The 19,627-nt window shown below is 37.8% G+C and carries 23 protein-coding genes and 1 pseudogene; 3 read left to right on the top strand and 21 right to left on the bottom strand.

From position 1 onward, the window contains the following. Positions 1 to 4 precede the first annotated feature (4 nt). The 5 genes and pseudogenes from DWX57_RS01895 to DWX57_RS14795 all read right to left on the bottom strand — a co-directional run. The gene (locus tag DWX57_RS01895) at positions 5 to 859 is read right to left on the bottom strand and encodes a hypothetical protein (protein ID WP_226841040.1); all 855 of its coding nucleotides are present in this window, start codon (positions 857 to 859) and stop codon (positions 5 to 7) included. 137 nt (positions 860 to 996) lie between these two features. Beyond that, positions 997 to 2,082: a sensor histidine kinase gene (locus DWX57_RS01890; RefSeq protein WP_008703821.1), complete on the bottom strand. Its 1,086-nt coding sequence runs from the start codon at positions 2,080 to 2,082 to the stop codon at positions 997 to 999. Further along, positions 2,069 to 2,770, bottom strand: a complete 702-nt coding sequence (vanR, locus tag DWX57_RS01885; RefSeq protein ID WP_004853366.1) for a VanR-ABDEGLN family response regulator transcription factor — start codon at positions 2,768 to 2,770, stop codon at positions 2,069 to 2,071. The genes DWX57_RS01890 and vanR overlap by 14 nt, the downstream gene beginning before the upstream one ends. A 5-nt stretch (positions 2,771 to 2,775) precedes the next feature. After that, entirely contained in the window at positions 2,776 to 2,988 is a 213-nt protein-coding gene (locus DWX57_RS01880; RefSeq protein WP_008703822.1) for a helix-turn-helix domain-containing protein, read from the bottom strand. 158 nt (positions 2,989 to 3,146) lie between these two features. Next, positions 3,147 to 3,584, bottom strand: a pseudogene (locus DWX57_RS14795) (CHAP domain-containing protein); the annotation flags it as partial. Positions 3,585 to 4,138: 554 nt separating this feature from the next. Here DWX57_RS14795 and DWX57_RS14020 point away from each other — a divergent pair. Next, on the top strand, positions 4,139 to 4,300 hold the full coding sequence (locus tag DWX57_RS14020; RefSeq protein ID WP_158564565.1) for a hypothetical protein: 162 nt from the start codon (positions 4,139 to 4,141) through the stop codon (positions 4,298 to 4,300). Further along, a complete protein-coding gene (locus tag DWX57_RS14790) occupies positions 4,297 to 4,488 on the top strand; it encodes a helix-turn-helix domain-containing protein (protein WP_118016641.1) in 192 nt (63 codons plus the stop codon). The genes DWX57_RS14020 and DWX57_RS14790 overlap by 4 nt, the downstream gene beginning before the upstream one ends. Positions 4,489 to 4,773: 285 nt before the next feature. Here the strand turns inward: DWX57_RS14790 and DWX57_RS01860 are convergent, their stop codons facing one another. The 14 genes from DWX57_RS01860 to DWX57_RS14010 all read right to left on the bottom strand — a co-directional run bounded on the left by DWX57_RS01860 (position 4,774) and on the right by DWX57_RS14010 (position 15,879). Next, positions 4,774 to 5,553, bottom strand: coding sequence for a hypothetical protein (locus tag DWX57_RS01860; RefSeq protein ID WP_118016642.1), 780 nt, complete (start codon positions 5,551 to 5,553; stop codon positions 4,774 to 4,776). A gap of 23 nt (positions 5,554 to 5,576) precedes the next feature. Then, positions 5,577 to 6,332: a phospholipase D-like domain-containing protein gene (locus tag DWX57_RS01855; RefSeq protein ID WP_118016643.1), complete on the bottom strand. Its 756-nt coding sequence runs from the start codon at positions 6,330 to 6,332 to the stop codon at positions 5,577 to 5,579. 128 nt (positions 6,333 to 6,460) lie between these two features. Further along, positions 6,461 to 6,634 carry a helix-turn-helix domain-containing protein gene (locus DWX57_RS01850; protein WP_118016644.1) on the bottom strand — a complete coding sequence of 58 codons (174 nt, stop codon included), beginning with the start codon at positions 6,632 to 6,634 and terminating at the stop codon, positions 6,461 to 6,463. An 89-nt stretch (positions 6,635 to 6,723) separates the two neighbouring features. Then, the gene (locus DWX57_RS01845; protein ID WP_118016645.1) at positions 6,724 to 7,338 is read right to left on the bottom strand and encodes a recombinase family protein; all 615 of its coding nucleotides are present in this window, start codon (positions 7,336 to 7,338) and stop codon (positions 6,724 to 6,726) included. A 136-nt stretch (positions 7,339 to 7,474) separates the two neighbouring features. After that, on the bottom strand, positions 7,475 to 7,774 hold the full coding sequence (locus tag DWX57_RS01840) for a hypothetical protein (RefSeq protein ID WP_118016646.1): 300 nt from the start codon (positions 7,772 to 7,774) through the stop codon (positions 7,475 to 7,477). Between the two features lie 49 nt (positions 7,775 to 7,823). Continuing rightward, positions 7,824 to 8,732 carry a DUF5688 family protein gene (locus tag DWX57_RS01835; RefSeq protein WP_118016647.1) on the bottom strand — a complete coding sequence of 303 codons (909 nt, stop codon included), beginning with the start codon at positions 8,730 to 8,732 and terminating at the stop codon, positions 7,824 to 7,826. A gap of 82 nt (positions 8,733 to 8,814) precedes the next feature. Beyond that, positions 8,815 to 9,615 (bottom strand): recombinase RecT, encoded by an 801-nt coding sequence (locus DWX57_RS01830; RefSeq protein ID WP_118016648.1) that lies wholly within the window; start codon positions 9,613 to 9,615, stop codon positions 8,815 to 8,817. A gap of 14 nt (positions 9,616 to 9,629) precedes the next feature. Beyond that, positions 9,630 to 10,562 (bottom strand): YqaJ viral recombinase family nuclease, encoded by a 933-nt coding sequence (locus tag DWX57_RS01825; protein WP_118016649.1) that lies wholly within the window; start codon positions 10,560 to 10,562, stop codon positions 9,630 to 9,632. Then, positions 10,550 to 10,909, bottom strand: coding sequence for a hypothetical protein (locus DWX57_RS01820; protein WP_118016650.1), 360 nt, complete (start codon positions 10,907 to 10,909; stop codon positions 10,550 to 10,552). Before DWX57_RS01820 ends, DWX57_RS01825 begins: the two co-directional genes overlap by 13 nt. Next, positions 10,900 to 11,052, bottom strand: a complete 153-nt coding sequence (locus DWX57_RS14015; protein WP_158564566.1) for a hypothetical protein — start codon at positions 11,050 to 11,052, stop codon at positions 10,900 to 10,902. The genes DWX57_RS01820 and DWX57_RS14015 overlap by 10 nt, the downstream gene beginning before the upstream one ends. A 17-nt stretch (positions 11,053 to 11,069) precedes the next feature. Next, positions 11,070 to 11,996, bottom strand: a complete 927-nt coding sequence (locus tag DWX57_RS01815) for a DUF932 domain-containing protein (RefSeq protein ID WP_120122933.1) — start codon at positions 11,994 to 11,996, stop codon at positions 11,070 to 11,072. Between the two features lie 136 nt (positions 11,997 to 12,132). Further along, positions 12,133 to 12,333, bottom strand: a complete 201-nt coding sequence (locus DWX57_RS01810; protein ID WP_118016652.1) for a hypothetical protein — start codon at positions 12,331 to 12,333, stop codon at positions 12,133 to 12,135. 266 nt (positions 12,334 to 12,599) lie between these two features. Next, positions 12,600 to 15,590, bottom strand: a complete 2,991-nt coding sequence (locus tag DWX57_RS01805) for a hypothetical protein (RefSeq protein WP_133300864.1) — start codon at positions 15,588 to 15,590, stop codon at positions 12,600 to 12,602. A gap of 115 nt (positions 15,591 to 15,705) precedes the next feature. Further along, the gene (locus DWX57_RS14010; RefSeq protein ID WP_165852744.1) at positions 15,706 to 15,879 is read right to left on the bottom strand and encodes a hypothetical protein; all 174 of its coding nucleotides are present in this window, start codon (positions 15,877 to 15,879) and stop codon (positions 15,706 to 15,708) included. Positions 15,880 to 16,032: 153 nt separating this feature from the next. Here DWX57_RS14010 and DWX57_RS01800 point away from each other — a divergent pair, with 153 nt between their 5' ends. Then, a complete protein-coding gene (locus tag DWX57_RS01800) occupies positions 16,033 to 16,353 on the top strand; it encodes a helix-turn-helix domain-containing protein (RefSeq protein ID WP_118649224.1) in 321 nt (106 codons plus the stop codon). Between the two features lie 259 nt (positions 16,354 to 16,612). On the opposite strand, the gene metA is transcribed toward DWX57_RS01800, so the two are convergent. After that, on the bottom strand, positions 16,613 to 17,521 hold the full coding sequence (gene metA, locus DWX57_RS01795; RefSeq protein ID WP_120122931.1) for a homoserine O-acetyltransferase MetA: 909 nt from the start codon (positions 17,519 to 17,521) through the stop codon (positions 16,613 to 16,615). A 35-nt stretch (positions 17,522 to 17,556) separates the two neighbouring features. After that, positions 17,557 to 19,593 carry an NAD-dependent DNA ligase LigA gene (gene ligA / locus DWX57_RS01790; RefSeq protein ID WP_120122930.1) on the bottom strand — a complete coding sequence of 679 codons (2,037 nt, stop codon included), beginning with the start codon at positions 19,591 to 19,593 and terminating at the stop codon, positions 17,557 to 17,559. Positions 19,594 to 19,627 lie beyond the last annotated feature (34 nt).

The following is a 19,627-nucleotide window of genomic DNA, read 5'->3' as shown; positions in this document are numbered from 1 at the left end:
TTTATCAAATCCCCCTCGGATCAAGGTTTGGCGGAGTAGCAGAAACTACATCGCCCTCCTCTAAGCCGGACAGTATTTCTATATTGGCTCCGTCTGTCACACCCAATGTCACTTTTGTTTCCACTCTTTCTCCATTCGGAGTAATTACAGTAACCAATCCCGTCCCTTGTCTACCCGCTATTACCGACAGCGGCAATATAAGGACATCATTTCTCGTTGTCGCCGTTATGACTACCGTTGCACTTTGCCCCGATTTCACATCGACTGTTTGACTGATCAAGCATTGCAGAATGCCCTCTTGCGGCACGATTCCCGTAAACGCATTTTCATCTGCGGCAGGCGACACCACGGCAATCATATCGGTTGGTCCTACACCATCATATACTTGAAATTTTGCTTTCAACTCTGCATACTCCGGTAAGGTACTCAAAAAATTATCTGCCTCTACATTGAGGGCAAATCCTGTATAATGCACTATCGCTACGGGATAATTACTCGGTACGCTTTCATTGGATGGGGCAATAGAGGTAATTGTACCATCCACCGGAGATTTCAATTCTTTGCCGTTCACAGTTCCAATAATTTGCCCGGCAGTGATTTTTTCTTCTAATTCTACCGCTGTATTAAATATGCCATTTTCGGGTGAGAAAATAATAAACGGTACTGCCGGAACAATAGTCGTTTGCGTTGAAACGGTTGGAGTAATTGTCCCTCGTACAACTGATACCGTTTTTTCTGCGGATGTTGCGCTATCTGTAAGATTGTTTTCGTCTGTCTGCCCAATTGCAGAGCAGGCAGATAGCGTAAATACAAGAAACAAAATAGAACATAGCAGCATTTGTTTTCTTAGCAACTTCATCATTCCTCCTTATGCTGTATCACAAAAAATACGAGCCTCTATCTTGATACTTTTATTGTACCAAAACAGAAGCCCGTATTTTCTTGATTGCTCGTAAGATATTCCTCTTTTTTTCTATGCAAATTCTTACAATTTTCCTACGCCAACGGCAAAGTAATTGAAAACTTGTTTTGATCCTCTTGGCTCTCTGCAACGATTGTACCATTGTGTAGTTCAACAATCTGCTTTGCAATCGCCAAACCTAATCCAGCTCCTCCACTGCTTGTACTTCTCGCTGCGTCAAGCCGATAAAACTGCTCGAAAATCCTGTTTAACTTTTCTTCCGGCAGAGTATCGCCGTGGTTACAAAAAATAATGCTGACCGTATCTTCCTGACATTGTGCGCTGATCGTGATATCCGTATTTTCAAAACTGTAGATAACCGCATTTCTCAAAAGGTTATCAAAAACACGCTGAATTTTGTCTGCGTCACATCGAAGCATTATATCATCATCAACACAAAGATTACATTGCAAATTCTTTGATTTGAGCATAGGCTTAAATTCATATACAAGTTGCTCCAGCAGGCGAGTTAAATTGATTTTCGTGTATTGTAATGTAATATCGTATATATTGAATCGTGTTATCTCGAAAAACTCGTTAATCAGATCCTCTAACCGTTCTGCCTTACCAAGAGTGATTGAAAGGTACTTTTCTCGAAGTTCCTTTGAGATTTGCGACTCATCACGCAGTAAAGTAAGATACCCGATTACAGAAGAAAGCGGTGTTTTCAAATCGTGTGCAAGATACATAATCAGGTCATTTTTTCGCTGCTCATTTTCTTTTGCAAGCCTTGCATTACTTTCAGCCTCTTGTTTTAACTGATTGATGTTAGCGGCGATTTCACTCAACTCCGGGGACATTTCAATGTAACTGACATTCTGATCGAACATTTTTCCTGTCGCAGCCTGTACCTCGTACACATAGGCGACTACTTTTTTCAAAAGTAGGTATGTCATGTATATAATACAGCCACCCCACACGATTACAGCCACTATATAAAGATATACTGTTCTGTAATACAAGTAATAATACAAAACATACTTGCGGAGAATTTCCTCTGCCATAATTCCTAAAAGAAAAGTACCGCCAAAAATAAGCACAGAGCAAATCGCACATTGAATTACATACCCTTTGAACAAGGTAGAGAGCAGATAGTTTTTTTCTTTTTTATTCAATTTCATACCCTACCCCCCAAACAGTTTTAATGAACTTCGGATTTTTTGAAGGTTCATTCAATTTTTCCCGAAGCCGCCCAATGTGCGCCATTACCGTATTGTTACTGTTGCGAAGATACTTTTCTTTCCACACGGCTTCAAATAATTCCTCCGAGGCGACAACTTTACCCTGATGTTCGCACAGATACCACAGAATAGAAAACTCCAACGGAGTCAAGGCTATTTCTTTGCCATACAAGTAGCACTTGTGGCTGACTCTGTTTATCAGTAGACCTCTGATGTCATACTCGTCTTTTTCTTCGGATTGGCTCAAATTAGGACTGTTATAGCTCTGATAACGCCTTAATTGCGTCTTTACTCTTGCCACAACCTCTAAAGGATTAAACGGTTTCGTTATATAATCATCCGCACCAATCGTAAGCCCCATAATCTTGTCGCTATCCTCAATTTTGGCGGTAAGCATAATAATAGGGAAGTAAAACTTTTCCCGAATTTTTTGGCAAAGTCGAAAACCATCAATATCCGGCAGCATAATATCAAGTATCGCTAAATCAATCTGCGACTGTTTGATACATTTCATCGCCTCTAACCCATTATAACATTTATATACTGAATAACCATCGTTACTCAAATACACTTCAAGCAGATCAACGATTTCTTTTTCGTCATCCACAATTAAAATCTTCTTGTTCATTGATCCTACACCTCATTTTCGGGTACGGCTTCCATTATGTCGCCAAAATCACACTCTAAGTATTCGCATATATTCAACAGCACGGGAAGGGTAACATTTTCATTTTTTCCGAGTTTCGCAAATGTACTTTTGCTTGCCCCGACCGCTTCTCGTAATTGACTCTTTTTCATTCCCTTGTCAATCAGAAGTTTCCAAAGTTTGTTGTACCGTACTTTCATTTCCGCACCTCCACCCAAATATAGTTTGTATTATAGCACTTTGAGAGTGAAATCGCAATTATTAAGTCTGTATTTTGAGACTTTTAGTTTTCAAACCGGCACAATATCTTTCTGATATGTAATCCAACCGCCTGCAAAATGCAGGCGGCTTGTGTATTTTAATAGGCAGGTGCGCCGTAGCCAAGAATCTCGTAATAACCGATAGAATACTCATTGACTCGGCAACTGTCGCCGGAGTTGCCCTCGACCGTATAAACCTTGCCGTTTTCGACCTTTTGAACAATACCCGTATGGTCGGATAATCCATCCTGACCACTTTCGTCTGCCCAATCGAAGAAAATAATCATTCCGGGGGCAGGCTCGGCGCTGCCATCCAGCCATTGTCCACGATCCTTAAACCATTGTACTCCGTTGACACAGCCTGCATATTTTGGGATAACTCCAGCGTCGATATAGCCGCACTCGTTGGCACACCAAGATACAAAGCAAGCACACCATTCTACACGGGAGTTAAAACCGTACCACGACCAATACGGCTGACCGCCCACATTGCCAACCAGAGAGAGTGCAACGGTCACGATCTGTCCGTCGCCGCCTGTAATGCCGTAAAGCACCTGTGACCAAAGGTAATTGTTTTCATCTGCAAGCAGTTCAGCGAGGTAGCCTTTCTGTTCTTCGTTAAAACCATATTGCGCCGCCATTTCCTCGGCAGTCTTGTGGCTGACGGTAATATACAGATAGGTTTGTGTGACCGTGCTTTCAGTTTCCACGATATTACCGTGTCCGTCATCGGTTTCGGTAATAACTGTTTCGGTCTTGCTCTCTGTTCGGGAAGATATTTGATTCATATCTGCCGACTTCTGTGCTTCGTTCTGTGCAATCCCGGCTACATTCCTCATTTTTGTATAGAGAAACGCATTTTTATAGAGAGCCAGTCTTACTATCGTTTTTTTTCAAGTGGTTTATTGAATGGGCTATAGAACACTATGATGATATTGAATCATTTATAAGAGATGAAAACGATAAATATTTGCAGTTAAGAGAAAGAAGGGAACTGATTTATCAGGAGAGATTGAACAGCAATGGAAATATTCTTTCAATTGCATATCGCATATTTTGGCAGTTTTGTCTGGACAATGGGTGGAAGGATATGCCATTTGATGAAGATTCTTTCGACAGGCTTATGGAGAACCTTATCTATGAACAAATTGAGAGCTTGGAGCTAGATGGGAAGGAAAGCAGAGACTACGTTGCAGAGCTATATTTTAGAGTATATAGTGCACTTACCATCAATGAAAGGAGCTCATTATGAACGACCAACTTTTAACTATCAATGATTTATGCACAGAACTCGGTATTGGCAAAAATACCGCATATAAACTCACTACACAGACACACCAAATTAAATCAGCCAAGATAGGGCAACGAATACTTATCACTCGAAATGCGTTAGATGAATACATATCAAACAAGATTGACGGAAAGAAAAATTCTTCATAAAAATCAGTCCATAGCCTTCTTCGGTTATGGACTGCGAATGCCCCTTATCTTTCTGTGACTACTATGCCCCCCTAAATATAATTTGCATATACAAAAAAAGAATGCCTATGTGATAATGTACTCACATAAGCATTCTTCAATATGTTACCCCATACATAAATTGGATTTTATACTCTTGTTGCCCCTGACACCGAATAATAAATAGTTTTTTCAATTATGAAATAAAACAATGAGATTGAAATAATATAAATCATCTGTCTTAAACCAAATCTATATTACTGCTATTTATTTTACCAGTTGATGAATGGCCTTTACAATCGTAAGGCCATAATCCACAAGAAAATTTTTCTGTGCTTCTGAATATGCCTTTCTCTCCTCTATTGCCTCATCTGTGCAATGTCTAAAACACTGCATTTTATTTCTATAACTCTTTACTATTGAATCATCAATGAATCCACAGCATACATTTTCGTATTCTGGTGTGCTATATTTTCCATCTTGTTTCAACAAGTTTTCGATAAGATTTGCAATCTCCGCAATTTTCTCATCTATATGCATGCTGCTAAAAGATGCCTGCCTAGTAGAAATTTCAATAAATTTTTGATTTATAGAATCGTTTACCTCAATGCTGCAATTGTTTTTCTTGAACGTCATTTCTTCTACAAATGCTCTTCTAGCAGCATAACGAATGTCTCCTTTATCATCTCTACCCAACGCTATAATTTTTCCTCCAATATCGTCACGTGTGAATTTCTCTGGTTCAACAGGAGGTCTTGCCAATATCCTAGGGAACTCTTTTATTTCATAACCTAGCATATTCAAATAATATGTTATTAAATAAAACCAACATTTATCTTCAACTGAAAAATAAAGATCTAGCTGACATAATTCTCTAAATTTAGTTATTGCATCTTCAACATCATAAATTTCAAATTGATAATTCTGGGTTTCTCTTACTCCGTAAAAAACATTATATGAATAGTTTACCTTTTTCACAAAATCCAGAAAACGATAATGATAATCTGATGCCTTCACATTACTTAAATAATACTCTCTTAAATCCATAAAAATACTCCATAAAAAAAGTTTTAGTATCTACAATTTGCATCCCTTCTCATTTTTATAAATTCTTCTGCAAATGATTTCGCTGTTTGTCTATTATGATCAACATCCCAATGCTCCTTATTATAGTTTGCAGCAGTCGTCCAATTGAAAGTTCCGTGCATTGCAACCTCCAAATCAATCACACAAAATTTCCTATGCATTATATTTTTATATTTTTCTGACATCACATCTACTCGATATACCTCAAAGTAGTCTTCCAAAACGAATGAAGGTTTATCTTTGTTGATCATGTTATTATCAATAATTATTTTTACATCCAACCCATCGTTCCTTTTTTTTAATAATTCATCGAATATTTTTTTATTGGTAAACCATGCCATTGCAATCCATATTAAAAATTTAGCCTGACGAATCTCATCAATTATTCGATTTTGTATATCATCAAAAAGTATCTCTTGGCTTATTTCTTCTGAGGCACTATTCAGTACTCCAGGCTTTAATATCAATCCCCAGTACTCGTTATCATCGTTCGGTTCATAAACCTGTCTACACAAACCATCAACAAAATTCTCATATTTTCTCAGGACTGTTAATTTATCAGGAACTACACTAATAATAATGTATTCCTTGCGATGATTAGGCAAATGATATGTAAAACCCCATTCTTTTTGAAATGAAACAGAAGCAACTTTAAGAGCCTCTATTACCTCGTCCTTATACTCATACTCACTCATCTTAGCTGTCGCTATTAATAAATCTTTATACTGCTGTTCTGTCATAACTCCCCCTCTATATCGTATATATTGCAACGTAAATGTATATAATATTATAACATCAATGTATTAACATATACAAATTCTTTGTATATGTTAATACATTTGTACAGCAGATCCCTCATATCTATTTCTCAAGATCTAAGTATAAATTCTTCTACATCTTCTCTAAATACCAGCCATCGTCCACTAACGAAGTGCCCTTCCAGAACTCCATCATGAATCATCTGCAGTATCTTTGTTCTCCCACAATGCAACACCCTCATTACATCTTTTATAGTTAATACATCAGGTTCGTTCTGTAACATATTTTCACTCCTTCCTTTGTTAATGGAATGTTCGTGTAAAAAAACAAATTACTGTCTATATGTGCTCATATTAGAATATATCTGTTCACCTATGATTTCCTATCTTCCATCTCCTTTGCCCATTTATAAAAAAGAGTTTTAGTCACCCCTAATCTCTTCATTGCCTCAACAGCTGTAATGTTCTTTGTCTTCCACAACTTCATAACATCATCATAATTTTCAGGTTTTGCAACACTATGCCTACCAAGATGCTTGCCTTTCTTTTTTGCAGCCTCTATTCCAGCTCTTTGCCTTTTCCTTATCGTAATCCTCTCCTGCTCTGCAATACTGCCAAGAACCTCTATGAGAATGTTGTTTATCATATCCCTGATCCACTCCTGTCCCTCAGGGAAATCTATCATCGTTGTTGGCAGATCAAGGATTCTCAGATCTATGCCACTATCTTTAAACCACTTTACCTCCGACAAAATATCCTGTTTGCTCCTGCTGAGTCTGTCCAAGGAAACCACATACAATGAGTCTCCCCTGCGAAGTCCCATTGGACCTTTAAGAGCCTGATACCCTTCACGTTCAAGATTCTTTCCAGACTTCTTATCTACTATAATATTCGTATCTTCTACATATTCCTTCAGTGCTATTATCTGTCTGTCAAGATTCTGCGAATTTGAACTCACACGGGCATATCCATACTTTCTGCCTGTCATAATAACCTACCTCCATATACCATGTCCTCAAAGGTGTACCTTTCAGAACACATAATAATCATCACATATATGTGTTCTGAAAGGTCAAATACCAATAAACGGACATATCCTGTAAATACAACCACCTTTTCGGACACTAGCTTGCCTTCTTCAGCTGTCTATCTATCAATTGCTCAATGAGACTCGATACTTCATCCCATGTATCCACATGTATATATTCGTCATCCAGATATATCGAATACAAGCACTTAAAAATTCCACATTTGCACTGTACCAATGCTGTTATCTGATCATCCGGCAATTCATCTACATAAATCAGATACTCATATACGCACTCTGTAAAATATATCTCATCACATACCTCATAAATATCTTTTCTCTGCTTTGAAATCATCCTGTATTTAAAGAAATCATGTTCATGTTCTATTTGCAACATGAGACGATTTTCTCTTTCAGTAAATAGCTGTCTTTTCAACGAATCACCTCTATGCTGCTATAAATATTTCTTCTGTGTTTCTGTCATATTTATATACGTGATTGGATAGAACGTCCTGAGGGAGAAGAGTTTTATTCACATCGACCACATCAGCACAAAGCTCCTGGGGACTTTTTGTTCCATCACAAATCGGCAATAACAAGCATTCATTCACACTGCTCGGAATTATATAAATATCCTTTTCCATGTAAGCTGCAAAGTCTTTTATTTTATTTTTCATCAGCAACTGGTTAGCTCCATAAATCAGATGTTTATTTGTCATAATATAATATGTTTCATCTTTCTCTGTATCTTCTTTGTAATCTGCATCATACCTATCTCTAAACAGATCCCATATGCTGATAATACACCCCTCATCACAAATCTCCATATTGATCATCGCCTGCTGATAAAGCTCCTGCTCTGTAATTTTCCATTTTGCCATTTGTGAATTGCATACTCTTGTACAGAGAATGCTGACATCCTTATTCTTATCAGAAGTCATGTCGATATAATAAATCAGAGAAAGGTCTAAAAATTCCCTATGTGGAACATTTAACAACAGTTCCCCATTTCGCTCTGTATTTATCAATCTAACACGTATTCTGGTACATGCACGGTCATAATCAGAAAGAACAGAAATATCAAAATCATCATCACCCATCTTCTCCTCATTTTTCTGTACCACCTTTCTTACAACATCTCCTATCTCCATGATCCCAATCTTATATTTCTCATAATACTTGTCTATATAAACACATGGAGACAATTGTCTATTTTCTCTGTGTATGGTAATGGCATCGAACTTAACACCGTTGTTTTTAATCTGAATAGAAGTCTGAACATTTTCATGACCATATATCCTTTCAAGTTTCCCTACTATCTCATCTATAAACTGCTCTTTATTTAATTTGACCATAGTTACATATCCTTTCCTCAAAAATAAAAAAGCCCTGCCCGGTTTACTCAACCAGACAAGGCCATGATTTGTATTTTATTGCTTACGCTACATCTAACAGCTCATTCTTGACCGTAGACATATCCAAAGATATTTCCTTCTTGATTGTTTCATCAAACGATAAAGCCCTCTGAAAATCTGTCTTTATCGGAGCATACTTTAACGCCTGCTTTATCACAGTTTTCTTAGCCATATCCTCATAATTTGATTTCCAAGGGGAATAACTGCTGTCGTACGCTTTACTATATGTCTTTGCATATAAATCCATTTCAGCCCTAGACATGACCGCCATACCATATCCGCCATTCACAGTTTTAAATATTCCATAGAAATATTTAACTTCGCCTCTGTCCGAATATGCCGGACGATGAACAAGAACCGGTTCCAACCCATACTGATATGCAAACTCATCATTTTCATACACAGTCTGAGCCTGTATCGTCTGCATCTGACCGCTTCTATATGCCAATTCAATCAATCCTTTGTATCCAATCTGGAACTGACACTCCAAGGTTCCATGATTCTTATACGGAATAAGATACGCCTGCCCAAGCGGAGTGTTTGGCTCAAGTCCTAACTGCGCCGCATTCATAAGCGCTGCCAGAAACGACATGGGAGTACACTGATTCAATGCAGGTGTGGTATTAAGTGCAGACAATGCTATACGCGTAAATCTCTCTGGGGTCATTACAGCTGGCAGTGCTTTCTTTATCTCCGGCATCATTGCCTTGACCATATCCGGTATTGTCATGCTCTTTGTAAGTTTAACTTCTTCATCCTTTTTCGCTGGGACTTTTGACGCCTGTTCAGCAAGTTCCTGCTTAAGATCTATATTATTTGCCATATACTCATCCTCCTTCATGCTGCACGTTTTATCATAAATCTTCTGCTTGCAGTGTTATTGCAATATTTGTTATACATAACCGGGTCATCTTCTTTGAACTTCTTAGCATCAAATCTGCTCTGCTCAATGTTCGACAATGAAATCTTATAATCTGCTTCAACCGCAATAGTAGCATCCTGCATTTCAATCTTGATTCTCTGATCTATCGCTGCTTTTTCCTGCTCCAGTTTCTTTATCAGTGAATCAAGTTCCATTCTTCTATCAAGAACAGCCTTATAGCCATGAAGTTCGACCTGCTTATTCCTATCACCTTTGAAGTACATCTTTGATATAGTCTCAGAACAGCTATCTGTTCCATCTGGATCAGGCATTACTCTTGCAAGCACATTATTATTCCAAAAATTCTCTTCAATCGTGATCAGATATTTAATAAGCTCTTCATCCCGATCTATTTTTCTTACAAGAAATTTCTGTCCAAATATCAAAACCGCAACATACCAGCAATCATATCCACTTACAGCGAGATAATGCTGAACCTGCATCTGATAATGTAATGGTATATTCCCATCATCCCATTTGTCAGATGAATACGGAGACACTGTCTTACACTCAAGGCCTGCTCTACTACCAACAATCAGCCTGTCAAAATCTGCAAGCATAAATGGATATCCCTCATTCTGATAAATAGCATTTGCTTTTCTAATTTTTAAGCCTGTCTCCTCAGTAAATCTCTGTGCAACATATTCTTCAAGGTCTCTTCCCTGTCTCATTGATTCATTATCTGTCTGCTCAATATCTTCAGATATCTTGTTCTGATATATCTGGAATGCTGATGAATAGGGATTCAATCCACATATAGCACCAGCATCCGTTCCCGTAATTCCTTTCTTTCTGTATCTTAGCCATTCTTCTTTTGGCAGATCCAGTGTTGAAATTAATCGTCGCATCCTATACCTCCATCATCGTAGTTCACGCTGCTCCACCATGTACATTCTTCATCCTCTTCCTGCGCTATATCATATTCTGTATTCTTCATATGCTCTCTTACCACCATGTAATAATCCTCATTCTGAGCACAGTCCTTATATATAGATTCCAAAATATTTGTGCTCTGATTTACAAGATTCATAAGCAGCATGTCCGAAAATTCATCTGCCGAAGAGATAAGTATTTCATATATACATGAACATATTTCCAACTTTGAGTTTTCCCTGGACTCTTTATCACCGTACAACTTCTTGTACTGCTGCAGCTCAGCGTAGATCTTTTTTATAAATTTATCCTTTATTCCCATACGTCATCACAATCCCAAATACCATTTCTTCCATCTATTGTATATACGCACTCCGTTTTACCTGACTTATGCCATATAAGCAGTCCTGAAACAAGTGCCATAACTGTTCCTGCAGTTATCGCTCCAATTATCTTAATATTCATAATCTACCTCCATATTTTTATGCTGCTAAAAGCTGATAAGCCTTATCTATCATAGGATTTCCTTCATATGTTTTCATGAAAAGATTTTCATTATAGTTCTTTGACCTTCTTATCGGATTAGCATGAGTAGCAAAATCTGATACCGCATTGATAAATCTATATGCGTTATTTCCAAGATGTGTAAGGTCTGGGGCATCATAATACCTCATTCTCATATCATCACGAAGCTTTTTTATATTTCTTGTAGTAACAGAACTTGAATTCTGATCTATCGGCAACAGCATTTCTATGTATTCTTTTACCTGTTGATCTGTTATCCTCTGTCTACGCATTCTCTCAAATTCATTACCAAGAGCCTCCATATATTCATCTGCCATAAACAAAGTCTGTTTTGCCTCATCAATCTTACCCTTTATATCACCTGTATGGACCATACTGAAACATCTGTTTGCGGTGCTTAATGCCAGATTCAATGTATTATTACAAACAACTCTCACTGGTGTTATTGCAACCTTCACAGCTCCCGAACCATCATTAGTATTACTAAACACAAGATATGGTGTTATTCGCTCTCCAGACATGATGTACTCCCTCGGAAGCCTTGCCAGAATCCATACTTTCTTCCCTCCCTGAAGAGATCCGGCCGTCTCGTACTTTACACCCTCTCCCAGCAGATTATCAGTAAACGCAAAAGCTTCTGTATTCTGAACAACCTTATACCTGTCTGTAACAACCCCAAGCACAGTATTATCGGACTCTCTTACATTTGCCTTATACCCATCAACCAGTCCTGAATTTGTATACAATGATTTCTGCACTACTCTCCAATCAAGTCCGGCAAGTCTTAATGCATCCTCTGATGATGGAGCCTCCTCTACTACAACACCAAGGCCATGCCATGGTTTTTCCCTTACACTAAACATCGTTTCTACATTTGCTGCCATATTATTTTTTTCTCCTTTCACCTTTGTTTTCTTCTCTATTCTTTCCATTTCTGTCTCGTAGTTCATTCCAAATAACAATCACTGTAGACAGTATCGAAATAATAATCTTCTGCATGTAACTCTTTTCTCCTTATGATTATTCCTCGTCATCATCGCTATCCAATTTCATTGCTTCATCAATGAGCCGGAGCACTTCATCATCAACACATTCAAATACCGCAAGGACATCCTCTGTGATCGGTGGGACTCCCGGACATTCCAAAAGCTGACACAGACTTCTCATTCCATTAATCAACTGACCTGCCTGTTCTAATAAATCTCTACGCTGCATTTTCACACTCTCACCCCCTTCCCGAAAATGAGCATAGAAAAAGAGAGATGAAAAACACAACTTCATCTCTCTTAAAATTAAATATGTAGTTATCTAAGACTTTCCACTGAGTACCGTTTCCTGCAGAAACACAACCACTCCCTGAAGTACAGCAAGTCCTATAGCTGCTATCGTATGCCTGTTTATATCTCATCATCCTCCTTCCTGTTTTCTATGATTTATTATCATCATATAGATGATATATAAACAGGAAGTACCAAATTACGGAATAATCACAATCCCAGTATTACCGCTTCTGCTATCCAAATAGCGGTTCCTATAAGTGATATAATCAAACCTGCCGTTGCAGCCTTCTTTTTCTTTCCCTTCTTAGAAAGTGCCACCACGCTTAGAATTAAAGATATTACATCTGGAACAATACCTACAACTATAAATGTTGTCACCAAACCAATAATACTCAAAATCAACGATACTACACCTATAGTATTTTTTCTTTCTATTTTTTCAGCCAACGTCATTAATATTTCTTCTCTTCGTATTCTGTCGTCGTCATCCTGATCTGTAACATTTTGAGTTGGTTGTTTTTGATTCTTATTTACCCTATCTTCTACTATTTTATTAACATCTCTATTTTCAATGTTTTGCTCTTCTATTTGCTTTTGATTTTTAGTCACCTGTTCTTTCTGGTTAATTTTTACTGGCTCTACTGCAACAGGTTGCTCAACAGCTATTATCTTTTCTCCATTGTCATCAACTTTATTAACAATTGTGGAGGATATCATTGTCACATGTTCTGTTTCTTTCCCTGATTCTTCCAGTACGTTTTTCTTTATGGTAATTTCTTTGCCATCTAAGTTTTCATTATCAGTTATAGTTTTATTATGAGCAATCTTTTTTTCATTATCATCTTTAGGCGGAATATCATGGCATATAGTACTATTGGTGTTTTCTGCTATATATTTTTGCAGGGCCTTTAGCAAATTAATAATGTGCTGTTTGAATGCACTACTAACATTAAACCCATTCTCTCCAACATAAAGGTAAATATCCAAATATATCTTCTGCTCTAGGTATTTCTCCCAACTGATAACACCCACATTACCCAAATCATTTCTATAGTAAAATCCATCCTCTACAATAGCAAAACCTTTTGATTTTTTTCCATAATTACCAAAGATTCCACCTGGAACAATCAAAAATACATTTTTCTTAGCATCAATATTGATCGCTTCCTTAAAAGCAACCACCTGTTTGTCAATTCTTACACTTCTTCCTCCATTAAACTTTATAGGATCAACATCAGGTGAAATACCATCAATGTCCTCCTCATATTTATTTACAATTTGCTGTGGTATGCTATCTAAAATAAATTTTTTATTAGCGCTTATATTAGGTTTTGTTTTAACAATTTCAAATACCTCAGTCCAATTCCACTTAACTGCATCCTGAAGGTTTGACAACAGTTTATAATAATCCCTAATTGAACCATCCACTTCCAATATTATATTTCCAATCGAAATATTGTTGTTATCCAATATCTTTATAGTGGAATTTTTGAATTCATTCCAATCCAATCTACCGTTATCATTGCTATTTTTATAATATACACCATACTCTGTAAAAGCGTATGAATTAGAACCTTTATTATTAGTTATATTTGCTCCATATAGAGTCTCATCTTCACCAATAAATAAACTTGCTCTTATTCTCTTTTCATAATCCCTAATATATGCTCTCTGCTTATCATCTTGTTCCTGATAATATTTAGGTGGATTAATTTTTTTCCATGTTATACCACATGAGCTTACCTTACTATTAGAACAAGCTGCATACTTTAATATAGTTGCCAATCTGCTATTATCACAGAATTCAGGAACTAATTCTGACACAAATAAGGCAAATCGAAAAATAAACAACTCCGGATCAGGAATATATGTCAATACAATATTAGATGAATACCTAGATAAATTTTTATCAATTAACATCATCGAATCAATATATGACATGAACTTTGCGCTATCAACAGCACCTATGTCTTTAATATTCCATTCTCCCGACAAGCCTCTATATTTCCATATAATTCTGCGAGTTGTAATAAGAAAACCTTGCTCATGATCTCCTTTGTAATTAAAAATTAACAATGGATCTTCCATAGTTTCTAAAGAATAATGTCTTGTAATATACTTTACAGCATCTCTATCATAATTTTTGTCAAATAAAAATATTTTTTCGCCAAATACATCATCCGAAAAATATTTCTCTGCAACTAACCTAACATCATTTGGAGAACTTTCCTTTATCGTTATTTCAGATTCTGTATTATTATAATTATCCCCTACATATTTTTCATGATTATCTTGTGATTTTACTTCTTTTTCATCAATAAAATTAACTACTGATTTTATGTTTCTTAAAATGGCATAAAGACTTGTTTGCTCAATTCCGGCATTACACACAAAATCTAATTCACCAATTTTTATAGAACTGAACCCTTTTTTTATTGTTTTATTTTTCAAATCATTCCAAGTGATTTTTCCACATTTATTAGATTGACAATAGTATATTCCATCAGTTCCAATAGCAAATCCTGATTTACCATTTCCTAAAATAGTAGAATCTAAAATAATAAAAATTTTCTCATCTTCGGGTATTCCAAAATATGTTTTCACCTTATTTAGCTTTGAATTATTATTTTTTATTGGATTTCCATACACACATGCTGTAGCTTTTTCTAATGGTGCCGACAAACAAGCTTCTGCTATTTTATCAATCATATTCATATCTTCTTTTTCATTTCCTGCCAGCTTTCTAATAAAACCTGTAAAAGCAAATATAAACTCATAAACATTATCAATCCCTGTAAGATAAACATCTTCAGAAACATTGTTACTATTCCCAACAAAATAAATCACATTTGCTAAAATTCTCTTTGCACTATTAACATCATAAATATCTTCCAACTCCCACATATTATTATCATTGTAAACATCTTTCCAATAAAATCCTTTTGTTGTTAATACGAAACCTTGTTTATCATAAAATGCCAACAATAGTTCATCTTCATCCTCAATCTCATATTCGTCTTTTAACAGATCATCCAGTCTATCAGGAATCATATCAACACCATATATATATACATCTCTTCCATATATGTTTTTATCACCAAAAAAAAGCTTAAATAACTCTCTTACTTTATTATCCTTATCCACTTCACACATACCCTTCTCCAATAGTAAATATATTCTACATTTCACAACGTTCATATTTGTAATTCCCCAAAGAGGGAGCATTAGCATATTATCTCACACCTATACCGGCAAATATAAATCTATACTTAATATTCACATAGGTTTATCCATATCAAAAACTCCGTATTTTTTACATCAACCCTATTTTTCTGCATAAACCAGCTAACACTACCATTATTACAAAAAATAATAACATGTACCTTACCGCATAAGCGAAAGTAGTTCCTATCGTATTTTTAAAAAGCACATTACCAATTTTTATAGTTAAAATTACTGATAACACCAAACATATTATTGCCATCATGTTAATAACTCCCTTCATATAAAATCGTTATTATATAATACATATTTTATATTATATTGCTATAGCGATACTTAATCAACTCTTTAAGTGTAATTTTATCTCAAAAACTTTGATAGTCTATCTCTATAAAGAATAAATAGGAGGCTTCCATATATGGCAAATACACATGAATCTTATGAGTACCCTGTTGGAGATAGATTGCGCTTTTTCCGTGAACAGAAGCAGATATCCACCAACAAACTTGCCAATCTTGCAGGGATCAGCCAAAGTTATGTTCGTGATATTGAAATGGGTAATAAAAATCCCACAATAGAAGTTCTTTTCCAATTGTGCAAAGCACTTGACATTTCATTAAGGGATTTTTTTGATGATGATAATAAGGTTCTAATCAATGATCCACTGTCAACCAGAATATATAGACTCAACTCTGTACAAAGAGAGGCATTACTCGCCTTTCTAAATACTATAGATTAAGAAATTACAACGAAAAACACAGCACTACATAGATAACTACCACTCATCTACATAGTGCTGTGTTTTAATTTTGTATATAATATCTTCCCTGCCTAACGCCGTTTAAAAAAACACCATCTGCATTTTGAAAAAACACCAATTAATCGTCACAAAATCATAAAATTACAGAAAATCACATCATTTTACATACATTTATGATTTTATTGATATGTAACGCATTCGGCTTAAAACCTCAGTTTTTATGCGGTCTCAGCGGCTGCTACTCCCACTTATACGGTGTGAGCTGATAAACATAGTAGTTCAACCAATTCGCATACAAAGTATTCGCGTGGCATCTCCACTTCTTCACTGGTTTCTTTTCCGGGTCGTTGTCCGGGTAATAATTCACCGGGATCTGTGGATTAAGTCCCTTGGCGAGGTCTCTGTGGTACTCCTGGTCGAGGGTCAGCACGTCGTACTCAGGATGTCCTGTGACAAATATGTTCTTACCGCCGTCACCGATTATGAGGTACGGGCCAGCCACGTCTGACTCGGCTACGATCTCAAGGTGCTCATTGTTTACAATGTCCTCCTTGGATACGCCCGTGTATCTTGAATGTGGCACGTAAAATACATCGTCAAAGCCACGGACAAGCGGTGTTCTCTTGTGGAAGGTGTGATGTTCGTATATGCCGGACAGCTTCTGCGGAAGATCGAACTTCTGCACACCGTATCTGTAGTAGAGTCCCGCCTGGGCGCCCCAGCAAATGTGCATGGTCGATGTGACATTTGTCTCGGACCAATCCATGATCTCGCGGAGTTCATCCCAGTAGTCGACATTCTCAAAGTCCATCTTTTCAACAGGTGCTCCGGTTATGATGAAACCGTCCCATTTGCGGTTCTTTACGCTGTCAAAATCCTCGTAGAATCTGTCAAGGTGTCCCTTTGTCACGTTCTTGGACTCGTAGGACATGGTTCTAAGAAGCGTGATGTTCACCTGAAGTGGGGTGTTTGACAAGCTTCGCATGAGCTGCAGCTCTGTGTCCTCCTTCAGCGGCATGAGGTTGAGTATCAGAATGTCAAGGGGTCTTATGTCCTGGCTGTGTGCCCTTCCTGTTCCCATGACAAATATGTTCTCGTCCTCTAATGTTTTCTTAACCGGCAGATCATCATCTATTCTTATCGGCATCTCTATCATTTCCTTTCCATTTACTACAGTTACTTCTACTGTCCAATCAATTCTAAGAAATCCTCCTCAGATATGATAGGCACATCAAGACTTTTCGCCTTCTTGTTCTTGGATGATGTGGAATTCACATCGTTATTTATAAGATATGAGGTCTTGGCAGATACAGAACCTGTAACCTGACCTCCTCTGCTCTCTATCAGTTCTTTGAGCTGATTTCTGTTGTCAAAATGGGTGAGCGAACCGGTTATGACGAACACCTTGCCCGCCAGATCCTGCTCCGTATCAGATGTCTCATCCACAAACGTAAGCTCAGCCATCAACCTATCTATGATAGCACAATTCTTCTCATTTTCAAAGTATCTGACTATATCCTCTGCTATAACCTGACCGATTCCGTCTATCTCAACGTATGCTGACACATCTGCCTTCTCCATGGCATCCATATCATTTGCAAAATGCTTGGCCATGAGCTTGGCTGTCGCCTCTCCGACATTTGCAATGCCGAGACCATTGACAAGACGCCACATGTTCGTCTGTCTGGATGCGTCCACCGCAGCCACAAGCTTGTTGTACGACTTCTCGCCAAATCCCTCAAGTTCAACTATATGTTCTCTGTGAGCCGCAAGCTTATACAGATCAGGAAGCTCCTCGAGGATCTTCTCATCTATGAACTTCTCTATGGTCGCCTCTGAGAGTCCGTCTATATTCAACGCATTTCTGGACACGTAGTGTGAAAATGACTTGAGTTTCTTCGCAGGGCAAAACTGGTTTGTGCAGTACAGAGTCTCAACTCCTGACGCTGCACCGCCTTCCTCCCTCACTATCTCAGTCTCTCCTCCGCATGCAGGACACGCAGCCGGTATGACCACGTTACCGCTCATGGTTAGGTTCCTTGCAATCTGCGGAATGATCATATTCGCCTTGTACACAGAGATCTCATCACCTTCGCCCAGTGCCAATGACTTAAGTATGCTGACGTTGTGTATGCTGGCACGGCTGACTGTTGTTCCCTCAAGCTCCACCGGATCAAATACAGCGACCGGGTTGATGAGCCCGGTTCTTGATGGACTCCACTCCACATAGCGTAGATGGGTGATTGCCTCCTCATCCGCCCATTTGAACGCCATGGCATTTCGCGGGAACTTGGCTGTGGTTCCCAGGCTCCTTCCGTATGCCAGATCATCCAGCATGAGTACCAGACCATCCGATGGGAAGTCATTCTCCGTTATCTTCTCTGAAAATTTCCTCACCTTATCAGGAAGTGCCGCCGAGTCTGTCAGGTAGTGTTCTACCACGGTAAATCCCTGCTGCTCCAACCAGTCAAGCTGATATTTGAATGAATTGTGGAAGTCCACATCCTCACCGTCCACTAAATTAAAAGCGAAGAAATGTACATTTCTCTCTTTTGTTATCTTGTTATCGAGCTGTCTCACTGAGCCGCTGCACAGATTTCGCGGGTTCTTGTACTTAGATTCCGCATCCGTTATCTTCTCATTTATCGCATTGAAATCCGAGTATTTGATGACCGCCTCGCCTCTGATCGTCAGCTTGCCCTTGTACGGGATGTGATGAGGTACATTTGCAAATACCTTTGCATTGTTCGTAACCAATTCGCCTTCATTTCCATCTCCACGAGTTACAGCTTTATTTAATTCTCCATTTTCATATGTGAGAACAATAGTAAGTCCGTCCATCTTCCAGGATATGACACCCTTATAGCTACCCAACCATGATGCAAGAGCTCCAACATCCTTGGTCTTATCTAATGACTTCATAGGATGCTCATGTGATACCTTAGGAAGTTTACTCTTCACCTCATATCCTACCTTGACCGTCGGGCTGTTGCTCATGACCATCCCGGTCTCTTTCTCCAGGGCACTCAGCTCATCGTACAGAGCATCATATTCCAGATTGCTCATGATCTCTGTATCTTCCATATAATATTTCTTTGCAGCATCGTTGAGCTGCTTTACAAGTTCTTTAATTCTGGTTATCTTGCCATTATCGTTATTGCTACTGATGTCATTATTTTCTTTAATATTTTCACTGGTATTTCTACTAATATCTTCCATACACACCCCACAAAAAATCCTATATACACTCTCT

It is taken from the genome of Coprococcus sp. AF19-8AC (genome assembly GCF_003603115.1).
In the GTDB taxonomy this organism is placed as follows: domain Bacteria; phylum Bacillota; class Clostridia; order Lachnospirales; family Lachnospiraceae; genus Coprococcus; species Coprococcus aceti.
Note: the sequence above shows the minus strand (reverse complement) of the source record. Positions and strands in the feature narration are given on the sequence as shown.